This window comes from Pseudomonas sp. UBA4617, assembly GCF_002386445.1.
Classification (GTDB): domain Bacteria; phylum Pseudomonadota; class Gammaproteobacteria; order Pseudomonadales; family Pseudomonadaceae; genus Aquipseudomonas.
Genome location: NZ_DGIR01000054.1, coordinates 1 through 11,605, shown reverse-complemented (window position 1 = coordinate 11,605; position 11,605 = coordinate 1). Strand labels below are relative to the sequence as shown.

11 protein-coding genes are annotated in these 11,605 nt (G+C 62.7%); 8 read left to right on the top strand and 3 right to left on the bottom strand.

The window, feature by feature from the left end:
• Positions 1–3 precede the first annotated feature (3 nt).
• From B4L76_RS22445 to hisF, 6 genes are all read left to right on the top strand, one after another.
• Positions 4–1,665 carry an OFA family MFS transporter gene (locus B4L76_RS22445; protein ID WP_296235280.1) on the top strand — a complete coding sequence of 554 codons (1,662 nt, stop codon included), beginning with the start codon at positions 4–6 and terminating at the stop codon, positions 1,663–1,665.
• Positions 1,666–1,935: 270 nt separating this feature from the next.
• Positions 1,936–2,529 carry an imidazoleglycerol-phosphate dehydratase HisB gene (gene hisB / locus B4L76_RS22440; protein WP_087501952.1) on the top strand — a complete coding sequence of 198 codons (594 nt, stop codon included), beginning with the start codon at positions 1,936–1,938 and terminating at the stop codon, positions 2,527–2,529.
• On the top strand, positions 2,530–3,168 hold the full coding sequence (gene hisH / locus B4L76_RS22435; protein ID WP_170027853.1) for an imidazole glycerol phosphate synthase subunit HisH: 639 nt from the start codon (positions 2,530–2,532) through the stop codon (positions 3,166–3,168).
• A complete protein-coding gene (locus B4L76_RS22430; protein WP_296235279.1) occupies positions 3,169–3,429 on the top strand; it encodes a DUF2164 domain-containing protein in 261 nt (86 codons plus the stop codon).
• A 27-nt stretch (positions 3,430–3,456) separates the two neighbouring features.
• The gene (gene hisA / locus B4L76_RS22425; RefSeq protein ID WP_296235278.1) at positions 3,457–4,194 is read left to right on the top strand and encodes a 1-(5-phosphoribosyl)-5-[(5-phosphoribosylamino)methylideneamino]imidazole-4-carboxamide isomerase; all 738 of its coding nucleotides are present in this window, start codon (positions 3,457–3,459) and stop codon (positions 4,192–4,194) included.
• Between the two features lie 10 nt (positions 4,195–4,204).
• The gene (hisF, locus tag B4L76_RS22420) at positions 4,205–4,975 is read left to right on the top strand and encodes an imidazole glycerol phosphate synthase subunit HisF (RefSeq protein WP_200627245.1); all 771 of its coding nucleotides are present in this window, start codon (positions 4,205–4,207) and stop codon (positions 4,973–4,975) included.
• A gap of 117 nt (positions 4,976–5,092) precedes the next feature.
• Here the strand turns inward: hisF and choV are convergent, their stop codons facing one another.
• The 3 genes from choV to B4L76_RS22405 form a co-directional block, all read right to left on the bottom strand.
• Positions 5,093–6,271, bottom strand: a complete 1,179-nt coding sequence (choV, locus tag B4L76_RS22415) for a choline ABC transporter ATP-binding protein (protein ID WP_296235277.1) — start codon at positions 6,269–6,271, stop codon at positions 5,093–5,095.
• Positions 6,268–7,116 carry a choline ABC transporter permease subunit gene (choW, locus tag B4L76_RS22410; RefSeq protein WP_225780782.1) on the bottom strand — a complete coding sequence of 283 codons (849 nt, stop codon included), beginning with the start codon at positions 7,114–7,116 and terminating at the stop codon, positions 6,268–6,270. The genes choV and choW overlap by 4 nt, the downstream gene beginning before the upstream one ends.
• An 81-nt stretch (positions 7,117–7,197) precedes the next feature.
• Entirely contained in the window at positions 7,198–8,145 is a 948-nt protein-coding gene (locus B4L76_RS22405) for a choline ABC transporter substrate-binding protein (protein WP_296235276.1), read from the bottom strand.
• 442 nt (positions 8,146–8,587) lie between these two features.
• Here B4L76_RS22405 and B4L76_RS22400 point away from each other — a divergent pair, with 442 nt between their 5' ends.
• A complete protein-coding gene (locus tag B4L76_RS22400; protein ID WP_296235275.1) occupies positions 8,588–9,964 on the top strand; it encodes an L-serine ammonia-lyase in 1,377 nt (458 codons plus the stop codon).
• Positions 9,965–10,447: 483 nt separating this feature from the next.
• Positions 10,448–11,554, top strand: a complete 1,107-nt coding sequence (locus B4L76_RS22395; RefSeq protein WP_296235274.1) for a GlxA family transcriptional regulator — start codon at positions 10,448–10,450, stop codon at positions 11,552–11,554.
• Positions 11,555–11,605 lie beyond the last annotated feature (51 nt).

Genomic DNA, 11,605 nt, shown 5'->3' with positions numbered 1-11,605 from the left:
CCCATGAGCAGTACCGTCGCGGCGGGGGCCCTGGTCAGTGCGCCAGGCTTCCTGTCGAAGGAGCGCATTATCGCCCGCCCGGGCTTCAACCGTTGGCTGGTTCCGCCGGCCGCCCTGGCCATTCACCTGTGCATCGGCATGGCTTATGGCTTCTCGGTGTTCTGGCTACCTCTGTCGCAAGCCCTCGGCATCACCGCCCCGGTCGCCTGCGCGGCGGACATGGGCTTCATGGCCCGCATGTTCAGCGCCGAATGCGACTGGCCGATCTCGATGCTGAGCTGGATCTACACCTTGTTCTTCGTCTTCCTCGGTTGCTCGGCCGCGGTGCTGGGCGGCTGGCTGGAGCACGCCGGCCCACGCAAGGCTGGCCTGGTCTCGGCGCTGTGCTGGTGTGGCGGCATGCTGATCTCGGCCGTGGGCGTAAAAACCCACCAGCTGTGGCTGATGTGGCTGGGCTCCGGTGTAATCGGCGGTATCGGCCTTGGGCTGGGTTACATTTCGCCGGTCTCGACCCTGATCAAGTGGTTCCCGGACAAACGCGGCATGGCCACCGGCATGGCGATCATGGGCTTTGGCGGCGGCGCCATGGTCGGTGCACCGCTGGCCACTGCGCTGATGGGGCACTTCGGCAACGCTCAGGAAGTGGGGGTGTGGCAGAGCTTCGTGGCCATGGCCGCTATCTACTTCGTGTTCATGACTGCCGGCGCCTTGGCGTATCGCGTGCCACCGACCGGCTGGAAGCCCGAAGGCTTCACTGCGCCGCTGAAGAAAGCCGGCAACACCATGGTCACCGACCGCCACGTGCATGTCAGCGTGGCGTGGAAAACTCCACAATTCGCGTTGATCTGGCTGGTGCTGTGCCTGAATGTTTCGGCGGGTATCGGCATTCTCGGCATGGCCTCGCCGTTGCTGCAGGAAGTGTTCGCCGGGAAACTGCTGGGCAACGGGTTGAGCTTCAGCGAACTAAACAGCGCCCAGCTGGCGCAAATTGCCGCGATCGCCGCCGGCTTCACCGGCTTGCTGAGCCTGTTCAATATCGGTGGGCGGTTCTTCTGGGCTTCGTTCTCCGACTACATTGGCCGCAAGAACACCTACTTCGCGTTCTTCGCGCTCGGGGTTGGCCTGTACAGCCTGGTGCCGAACATGGGGCACCTGGGTAACGTGGCCCTGTTCGTGGCGGCGTTCTGCATCATCCTGTCGATGTATGGTGGTGGCTTCTCCACCGTACCGGCGTACCTGGCCGACCTGTTCGGCACGCAGATGGTCGGCGCCATTCACGGTCGCCTGCTGACCGCCTGGGCGGCGGCGGGTGTGCTGGGGCCGGTGCTGATCACCTACCTGCGCGAATACCAACTGGCCGCCGGGGTTGAACGTGCCGCAGCCTATGACATGACGCTGTACATCCTGGCCGGCCTGCTGGTGCTGGGCTTTGTCTGCAACACGCTGGTGCGCCCGGTGGCCGACAAGTACTTCATGAGCGATGCCGAGCTGGCTGCCGAGCGTGCGCTGAGCCACGACAAGGGCGCCGATGGTGTCCAGTCGCTGGAGTGGAAAGCAGCGCCGGGCAGCCTGCCGCTGGTGCTGCTGGCCTGGGCGGTGGTGGTCGTGCCGCTGGCTTGGGGTGTTTGGGTGACCCTGCAGAAGACGGCTGTGCTGTTCCATTGATGTGCCAGCCTGGGGGCGCCTTGCGCCCCTTTCGCGGCGCAAGGCCGCTCCTAAGGGATCGCGTGAGCGTCGGGAGTGCGCGATCCTGTGTAGGAGCGGCCTCGCGCCGCGATGGGCTGCAAAGCAGCCCCATGTACCAGGTTGTATAGACCTGTAGGCCCGTCCATCCCCAGAGTTCCTTGCCTTGCCATATGTCATCCGCGTTTCAAGCGGGCGCGTTCTGGGCCTATAATGAAGCCCTTTTCGCCCAATGATTTTGCGGAGCTGGTGATGGTTGAACGTAAGGCGTCCGTCGAGCGCAACACCCTGGAAACCCAGGTCAAGTGCTCGATCAACCTCGATGGCAGTGGCAAGGCCCGGTTCGATATCGGTGTGCCTTTCCTTGAACACATGCTGGACCAGATCGCCCGCCACGGGCTGATTGATCTGGATATCGAGTGCAAGGGTGACCTGCATATCGACGATCACCATACCGTCGAGGACGTCGGTATCACCCTGGGCATGGCATTTGCCCAGGCCATCGGTGACAAGAAGGGCATCTTCCGCTACGGCCATGCCTACGTACCGCTGGACGAAGCGCTGTCGCGCGTGGTCATCGATTTTTCCGGTCGCCCGGGCCTGCAGATGCATGTGCCTTACACCCGCGCTACCGTCGGTGGCTTCGACGTCGACCTGTTCCAGGAATTCTTCCAGGGCTTCGTCAACCACGCCCTGGTGACCCTGCATATCGACAACCTGCGTGGCCACAATACCCACCACCAGATCGAAACCGTGTTCAAGGCCTTCGGCCGCGCCCTGCGCATGGCCATCACCCTCGACGAGCGCATGGCCGGGCAGATGCCTTCCACCAAAGGGTGCCTGTAAATGCAGACGGTAGCCGTAATCGACTATGGCATGGGCAACCTGCACTCGGTGGCCAAGGCGCTCGAGCACGTAGGGGCCGGCAAGGTACTGGTCACCAGCGATGCCGCAGTCATCCGCGAGGCCGATCGCGTGGTGTTCCCCGGTGTGGGCGCGATTCGCGACTGCATGGCTGAAATCCGCCGCCTGGGCTTCGACAGCCTGGTGCGTGAAGTCAGCCAGGACCGCCCGTTCCTGGGTATCTGCGTAGGCATGCAGGCACTGCTGGAGCACAGTGAAGAAAACGACGGTGTCGACTGCATTGGCCTGTTCCCCGGCCAGGTGCGCTTCTTCGGCAAGGACCTCAAGGAAGACGGCGAGCACCTCAAGGTGCCGCACATGGGCTGGAACGAGGTCGGCCAGACCAACCACCACCCGTTGTGGCATGACATCCCCGACCGTGCGCGCTTCTATTTCGTGCACAGTTACTACATCGATGCCGGCAAGCCGGCGCAGGTGGTCGGGCGCGGCCATTACGGCGTCGACTTTGCTGCGGCGCTGGCCGATGGCTCGCGCTTCGCCGTGCAGTTCCACCCGGAGAAGAGCCATACCCATGGCCTGCAGCTGCTGCAGAACTTCGTCGCCTGGGACGGGCGCTGGTAAATGAGCAGATCGAAGACCAAGGCCCCGGTCGTCACCCTGGCCCCCGAGCAGGAGCGCGCAGCGCTCGACACGCTCAAGCGCTTCCTCGAAGACCGTTTCGAGTTGACGCTGGGTTCGTTCGAGGTGGCCGAGGTCCTCGATGTGTTCAGCAAGGAAATTGCACCCCATTACTACAACAGGGCGATTGCCGATGTTCAGCTGCACCTCAAGGAGCGGTTCGACAGCATCGAAAGCGATCTGTGGGCGCTCGAAAAGCCCTGAAACCCCAAGAACAGACAGGTTCCCAAGATGCTGATTATCCCCGCTATCGATCTGAAGGACGGTGCCTGCGTGCGCCTGCGCCAGGGCCGCATGGAAGACTCCACGGTATTTTCCGACGACCCGGTGAGCATGGCCGCCAAGTGGGTCGAAGGTGGCTGCCGCCGCCTGCACCTGGTCGACCTCAACGGCGCCTTCGAAGGCCAGCCGGTCAATGGTGAAGTGGTTACCGCCATTGCCAAGCGCTACCCGACCCTGCCGATACAGATCGGTGGTGGCATCCGCTCGCTGGAAACCATCGAGCACTACGTCAAGGCCGGCGTCAGCTACGTGATCATCGGCACCAAGGCGGTCAAGCAGCCAGAGTTCGTCGCCGAAGCGTGCAAGGCCTTCCCGGGCAAGGTCATCGTCGGCCTGGACGCCAAGGACGGGTTCGTCGCCACCGACGGCTGGGCCGAAGTCAGCTCGGTGCAGGTCATCGACCTGGCCAAGCGTTTCGAGGCCGATGGCGTCTCGGCGATCGTCTACACCGACATCGCCAAGGACGGCATGATGCAGGGCTGCAACGTGCCCTTCACCAAGGCGCTGGCAGAAGCGACTTCGATCCCGGTGATCGCCTCGGGCGGTATCCACAACCTGGGCGACATCCAGGCCCTGCTGGACGCCAAGGCCCCGGGGATCATCGGTGCCATTACCGGCCGTGCCATCTACGAAGGCACCCTCGATGTTGCCGAGGCCCAGGCCTTCTGCGACAACTACCAAGGCTGAGGACTGAACCATGGCACTGGCCAAGCGCATCATCCCTTGCCTGGACGTGGATAACGGCCGGGTGGTCAAGGGCGTCAAGTTCGAGAACATCCGTGATGCCGGCGACCCGGTGGAAATCGCCCGTCGCTACGACGAGCAAGGTGCCGACGAAATCACCTTCCTCGACATCACCGCCAGCGTCGATGGCCGCGACACCACCTTGCATACCGTCGAACGCATGGCCAGCCAGGTGTTCATCCCGCTGACCGTGGGCGGTGGCGTGCGCACCGTGCAGGACATCCGTAACCTGCTCAATGCCGGTGCCGACAAGGTCTCGATCAATACGGCCGCAGTGTTCAACCCGGAGTTCGTCGGCGAGGCGGCCGACCGTTTCGGTTCGCAGTGCATCGTCGTAGCCATCGATGCCAAGAAAGTTTCCGCGCCGGGTGAAGCACCGCGCTGGGAAATCTTCACCCACGGTGGGCGCAAGCCGACCGGGCTGGATGCAGTGGAGTGGGCGAAGAAGATGGAGGGCCTGGGAGCCGGCGAGATCCTGCTGACCAGCATGGACCAGGACGGCATGAAGAACGGCTTCGACCTGGGCGTCACCCGCGCGATCAGCGATGCCCTGGGTATTCCGGTCATCGCGTCCGGGGGGGTGGGTAACCTGCAGCACCTGGCTGACGGCATTCTCGAAGGGCATGCCAGTGCGGTGTTGGCGGCCAGCATCTTCCACTTTGGTGAGTACACGGTGCCGGAAGCCAAGGCCTACATGGCTTCGCGCGGAATCGTGGTGCGCTGAAACAGTGATTGGGACTGCTTTGCAGCCCATCGCGGCTAAAGCCGCGCCTACAGGAACACCTGTTCTCCTGCAGGCTCGGCTTTAGCCGCGATGGGCCGCAAGGCGGCCCCAATGCCATCAACCGTGGTTCTTGCCCAGCAGCGCGTGATACAGCTCGCTGTCGCCGAGAATACCCACCACCTTGTCATTTTCCTGCAGCACCAGCTTGTTGCCGGTGTGGTAGCGAATCTGCAGCGCATCACGCATGCCGATATCCGCCTGCACCAGGGTTGGCTTGCGGCCCAGGCCTTCCACCGACTGCCCCGGTGCCCAGTTCTGCATCTCCAGGCCGTTCTGGCCCTGACGCGCACGCTTGATCGAGTTGCCTTCGCCCAGGTCCAGCCAGGAATCGCCGCCCGGGTCCAGGCACACCGAGCCGTTGACCCGCTTGCACTTGTCCAGGCTGCGCATCAGGCTGCGGCCGCACAATACGTTCAGTGGGTTGGTATGAGCGACGAAGGTGCGCACATATTCGTCGGCCGGGTTCAGCACGATCTCTTCCGGCTTGCTGTACTGGATGATCCGCCCGTCCTTCATGATCGCGATGCGACTACCCAGCTTCAACGCCTCGTCCAGGTCGTGGCTGACGAACACGATGGTCTTGCTCAGCTTCGCCTGCAGGCCCAGCAACTCATCTTGCAGGCCCTGGCGGATCAGCGGGTCGAGTGCCGAGAACGGTTCGTCCATCAGCAGGATGTCGGCATCCATCGCCAGCGCCCGGGCCAGGCCCACGCGCTGTTGCATGCCGCCAGACAGTTCGTCCGGCTTCTTGTTGCGCCACTGGGCCAGACCCACCAGTTCGAGTTTCTCGTCAACCAGCTTGCGCCGTTCCTTCTCAGGCCGGCCCTGCATTTCCAGGCCAAAGCTGATGTTCTCGCGCACTGTCAGCCAAGGCATCAGGGCAAACTTCTGGAACACCATGGCAATGCGCTTGGTGCGCATCATCTTCAGCTCGGCCGGGGTGCAGTGGGCAATGTCGATGTGCTTGCCTTCGTGTTCGACGAACAGCTTGCCGCGGCTGACAGTGTTGAGGCCGTTGATACAACGCAGCAGGCTCGACTTGCCCGAGCCTGACAAGCCCATCAGTACGCAGATCTCGCCCTTCTGGATGTCCAGGTTGGCCTTCTCGACACCCACCACCAGGCCGGTTTCCTTGAGGATCTGCTCGCGGGTCTTGCCTTGGTCGAGCAGCGCCAGCGCCTCGCGCGGCTTGCTGGAGAAGATGACGTCGACGTCTTCGAATCGAATGATACTCATGCTTCACCCCTTGCCGGCAGGTCCGGTTGCTTGCAGATACGGTCGAGCATGATCGCCAGCAGCACGATCGCCAGGCCCGCTTCGAAGCCCAGGGAGATATCAGCGGTGTTCAGTGCGTTGACCACAGGTTTGCCCAGGCCGTCAGCGCCGACCAGGGCGGCAATCACCACCATCGACAGCGACAGCATGATGCACTGGGTTACGCCGGCGGCGATGCTCGGCATCGCGTGCGGCAGTTCGATACGGGTTAGCAGCTGGCGGCGCGAGCAGCCAAACGCCTTGCCGGCGTCCATCAGCTCCTGCGGTACATCACAGATGCCCAGGTAGGTCAGGCGGATCGGCGCGGCGATGGCGAACACCACCGTCGAGATCAGCCCCGGCACCACACCCAGACCGAACAGGGTCAGGGTGGGAATCAGGTAGACGAAGGTGGGGACCGTCTGCATCAGGTCGAGCACCGGGCGCATGGCGGTGTAGAACATTGGCTTGTGTGCGGCGACGATGCCCAGCGGCACGCCGATGGCCACGCACACCACCGTGGCGAAGGTGACCTGCGCCAGGGTTTCCATGGTTTCCTGCCAGTAACCCAGGTTGAGGATCAGCAGGAACGACAGGGCAACGAATGCGGTCAGCGCCCACTTGCGCTGGATCAGGTGCGCCAGGGCGGCGAACAGGGCGATTAGGACGAACGGGTTGAACCAGGTCAGGGCACTGGTGACGCCATGGATCATGAACTCCAGGCCTTGGGCGATGGCGTCGAAATAATTCGCGCCGTTCTGGGTCAGCCATTCGACGAACGACGCGATGTACTGTCCCAGGGGTATTTTCTGATCGATAAGCATGATAGCGAGCTTCCACCTGCATAGATTGAACTCAACCCGGGGCAGACACGCTCCGGCCCCGGGGTAGCGCTATTGCATATTTCGTTATTGCGTCAGCTTGGCCTTGGCTGCCTCGAGGCCTGGTTTGCCGTCCACGGTAGTCACACCGGCCAGCCAGGCATCCAGCTTGGCTGGGTTTTCCTTGAGCCACTTCTTGGCCGCCGCTTCGGGTTTCATCTTGTCGTCCAGGACATAGCCCATCATGGTGCTTTCATCCTTGAGCTCGAACGACAGGTTCTTCAACAGCTGGCCAACGTTGCTGCATTCCTGCACATAGCCCTTGCGGGTGTTGGTCAATACGGTCGCCTTGCCGAACTCGGGGCCGAAGAAGTCGTCCCCGCCGGTCAGGTACTGCATCTTGAAACGGGTGTTCATCGGGTGCGGTTCCCAACCGAGGAACACGATGGCTTCGCCGCGCTTCTGCGCACGGTCGACCTGCGACAGCATGCCGGCCTCGCTGGACTGCACGATCTTGAAACCGGCGTCTTTCAGGCCGAAGGCGTTCTTGTCGATCATGCTCTGGATGGTGCGGTTGCCATCGTTGCCCGGCTCGATGCCGTAGATCTTGCTGTCGAGTTCCTTCTTGAACTTGGGAATGTCGCTGAAATCCTTCAGGCCCTTGTCATACAGCGCCTGGGGCACTGCCAGGGTGTACTTGGCGTTCTCCAGGTTGGCGCGCACGGTTTCTACGGTGCCGGCGTCGCGATACTGCTTGATGTCGTTCTCCATGGTCGGCATCCAGTTGCCGAGAAACACATCCAGGTCCTTGCCGGTGGCCAGCGACTTGTAGGTCACCGGTACCGAGATCATGGTGGTGTGGGTCTTGTAACCCAGTGCTTCGAGCACAACGCTGGTGGTGGCGGTGGTGACCGTGATGTCGGTCCAGCCGACATCCGAGAACCTGACCGTCTGACATTGCTCGGGCTCGGCGGCATGGGCCAGCACGGGCGCTGTCAGCATCGCAGCCAGCAACAGCGAGAGTGAACCTTTCATGGATGGACTCCTGTGGATTTTGTCTTCGGGTTCGCGTGGGTCGCCGGGCATTCTGGGTGTCCGGTCGACAAGGCCTGCAGAGGGCAGGATGCGTGGCCGTGCTTTACGAGTCGCTTTCGATAATCCTCCAGCGCTGGGCAATCGCCTACTGGTGGAGTCGTAACCAGTACGGAACGGGTCGTATCCAGTACAGACGATGTCGCTTATGGATTTTTCCACCCCCTCGGCCGCATTTTTACGTCACCAGGCCGCCGTAAAACGGCGTGCTGAGGGCCGGAATCGTGCGGCGCTGCTGGACAAAATTACGTCGGTTGCAGACGGCGAGGGCTACGACAAAAGCCCGATGATGCGTGCATTCAAGGCGGCCTGCTGCTTCAGCCTAGCAGCTGCCCCGCCCTGCGCATGGCGCGCAGAGACAAGCCCAGCAAGAGGTGATTCGACAATGGCCATCAGCGTGTTCGACCTGTTCAAGATCGGTGTCGGGCCTTCCAGCTCCCACACCGTCGGCCCCATGCGTGCCGGCGCCCTGTTCGTTCAGGGCCTGCGCGAACGCGGCGAGCTGGAGCGTGTGAAGCGGATCGAAGTGCGCCTGTATGGCTCGCTGTCGGCCACCGGCATCGGTCACGGCACCGACAACGCCACCATCATGGGCCTGATGGGCGAATGGCCTGATGCCATTGACCCGACCCAGATCGTGCCGCGTATCGCCGACCTGCGGGAAACCGGCACGCTGCTGCTGGATAACCGCCTGCCCATCGAGTTCATCTGGGCCCGCGACATGCTGCTGCTGGACGAGAACCTTCCGTACCATCCCAACGCCATGACCCTGATTGCCGAAGGCGAGCAGGGCGAGCTGCACCGCGACACCTACTACTCGGTGGGTGGCGGCTTCGTGGTCGATGCCGCCCAGGCTGCCAGTGGCGTGCTGGATGCCGACCAGACCGAGCTGCCATACGACTTCAACAGCGCCGCCGAGCTGCTGCGCCTGTGCAAGCAAAACGACCTCAGCGTGTCGCAATTGATGATGGCCAACGAGAAGGTCTGGCGCAGCGAGGAAGAGATCCGCGCCGGCCTGCACAAGCTCTGGGAGGCCATGCAGGAGTGCGTCAACAATGGCCTGAAGTACGAAGGCACGTTGCCCGGCGGCCTGAATGTGCGGCGTCGCGCTGCCAAGCTGCACCGCAGCCTGCAGGAAATCGGCAAGCCCAACGTGATCGGCTCGACCATGAGCGCCATGGAATGGGTCAACCTGTTCGCCCTCGCGGTCAACGAAGAGAACGCTGCCGGTGGGCGCATGGTCACCGCGCCGACCAACGGCGCTGCCGGCATCATTCCGGCGGTGCTGCATTACTACATGCGCTTCAGTGACGCGGTAACCGAATCCAGCGTGGTCGACTTCTTCCTCGCCGCGGCTGCGGTAGGCATCCTGTGCAAGAAGAACGCGTCGATTTCCGGTGCCGAGGTTGGCTGCCAGGGCGAAGTCGGCTCGGCCTGTGCCATGGCCGCGGCCGGGCTGGCCGAAGTGCTGGGGGCGACCCCGCCGCAGGTGGAAAACGCCGCCGAAATCGCCCTGGAACACAACCTCGGCCTGACCTGCGACCCGGTTGGCGGGTTGGTCCAGGTGCCGTGCATCGAGCGCAACGCCATTGCTGCGGTGAAAGCCATCAATGCGGTGCAGATGGCCTTGCGTGGTGACGGCGAGCACTTCATTTCCCTCGACCAGGTGATCCGCACCATGCGTGACACCGGGGCCGACATGCACGACAAATACAAGGAGACCTCGCGCGGTGGCCTGGCCGTCAGCGCCATCGAATGCTGAGTGTCGAGTCCCCTTGAGGGCCTCATCGCGGATGAATCCGTTCCTGCAGGGTCATGCATTCCCTGTAGGAGCAGCGTCATCCGCGATGAGGCCCTTGAACGTTTCAAGTGCGCCGTGCCCTGTTTCAGTGCGTGACCTGAGCTGACCAATCGTCGGCTGTCGCTATCAGTACGAGCATTGTCGGTGACACTCAATAGTGTCGTTTCTGGGCAACCTGCACATTGCGTGTCACCAAATTGCTCAGTTGCTGCATGCGAAGCGCTAGGACGGTGCTTTGCGAAGACCAGTCAACGCGATCGAAGTACCTGATTTGCCGGAGGAAGGCGTCGTTTTCAGGTTTTTTTGGATGGCCGTTCAATTTCAGGCACGGCCTTTGCGTTGATATTGGAAACAAGCCCCCTGCACATGAACCCGGGGGCCATAACAAGAAAATCAGTGCCCGCCTGAGGCACACACCCTGCATTTGTGTGAGGAGAAATCGCGATGACGTCGTACACCTCCGGGAACCCAACCCAGAACCGCACAACCCCCCAGTCCATCGGGTTTCTCCTTCTGGACAATTTCACCCTGATTTCCCTGGCATCGGCCGTAGAGCCGCTGCGCATGGCCAACCAGCTGTCCGGTCGCGAGCTGTACCGCTGGCACACCCTGACCGTCGATGGCGGCCAGGTGTGGGCCAGCGACGGCCTGCAGATCACCCCGGACGCGGCCATGCACAGCGCCCCGCCGATGGACACCGTCATCGTCTGCGGCGGCGTCGGCATCCAGCGCACCGTTACCCGTGAGCATGTCACCTGGCTGCAGGCCCAGGCCCGCCAGTCGCGCCGCCTGGGTGCGGTGTGCACCGGCAGCTGGGCACTGGCTTGCGCCGGCCTGCTTGACGGTTTCGATTGCAGCGTGCACTGGGAATGCCTGGCGGCCATGCAGGAGGCCTACCCGCGGGTGAACATGAGTACCCGCCTGTTCACCCTGGACCGTAACCGCTTTACCAGCTCCGGCGGCACCGCGCCGCTGGACATGATGCTGCACCTGATCAGCCGCGACCATGGCCGCGAGCTGTCGGCGGCGATCTCGGAGATGTTCGTCTACGAGCGTATTCGCAACGAACAGGACCACCAGCGCGTGCCGCTCAAGCACATGCTCGGCACCAACCAGCCGAAGCTGCAGGAGATCGTCGCGTTGATGGAGGCCAACCTCGAAGAGCCGATCGACCTGGATGAACTGGCGGTGTACGTGTCGGTATCGCGCCGCCAGCTCGAGCGGCTGTTCCAGAAGTACCTGCACTGTTCGCCATCGCGCTATTACCTGAAGCTGCGCCTGATCCGCGCCCGGCAGTTGCTGAAGCAGACGCCGATGTCGATCATCGAGGTGGCCTCGGTATGCGGCTTCGTGTCGACCCCGCACTTCTCCAAGTGCTACCGCGAGTATTTCGGCATTCCGCCGCGTGACGAGCGTGTGGGTTCCAATACCGCGCAACAGGTGGCCATGATGCCGATCCCGCAGGCCATGACCCTGTCGCCGCACAGCGGCCCGATGGCCGCCTTGAGCCAGGCGCGCAACGAGTCGACCTTTGCCAGTGTAAGGCTCTGAAACGGCACTGGCCTCTTCGCGGGGTAAACCCGCTCCCACAGGTACTGCACA

What these genes read in the sequence shown, in the direction of transcription:
- B4L76_RS22445 (WP_296235280.1), top strand. Translation starts at nt 4, where the DNA reads ATGAGCAGTACCGTCGCGGCGGGGGCCCTGGTCAGTGCGCCAGGCTTC.
- hisB (WP_087501952.1), top strand. Translation starts at nt 1,936, where the DNA reads ATGGTTGAACGTAAGGCGTCCGTCGAGCGCAACACCCTGGAAACCCAG.
- hisH (WP_170027853.1), top strand. Translation starts at nt 2,530, where the DNA reads ATGCAGACGGTAGCCGTAATCGACTATGGCATGGGCAACCTGCACTCG.
- B4L76_RS22430 (WP_296235279.1), top strand. Translation starts at nt 3,169, where the DNA reads ATGAGCAGATCGAAGACCAAGGCCCCGGTCGTCACCCTGGCCCCCGAG.
- hisA (WP_296235278.1), top strand. Translation starts at nt 3,457, where the DNA reads ATGCTGATTATCCCCGCTATCGATCTGAAGGACGGTGCCTGCGTGCGC.
- hisF (WP_200627245.1), top strand. Translation starts at nt 4,205, where the DNA reads ATGGCACTGGCCAAGCGCATCATCCCTTGCCTGGACGTGGATAACGGC.
- choV (WP_296235277.1), bottom strand. Translation starts at nt 6,271, where the DNA reads ATGAGTATCATTCGATTCGAAGACGTCGACGTCATCTTCTCCAGCAAG.
- B4L76_RS22405 (WP_296235276.1), bottom strand. Translation starts at nt 8,145, where the DNA reads ATGAAAGGTTCACTCTCGCTGTTGCTGGCTGCGATGCTGACAGCGCCC.
- B4L76_RS22400 (WP_296235275.1), top strand. Translation starts at nt 8,588, where the DNA reads ATGGCCATCAGCGTGTTCGACCTGTTCAAGATCGGTGTCGGGCCTTCC.
- B4L76_RS22395 (WP_296235274.1), top strand. Translation starts at nt 10,448, where the DNA reads ATGACGTCGTACACCTCCGGGAACCCAACCCAGAACCGCACAACCCCC.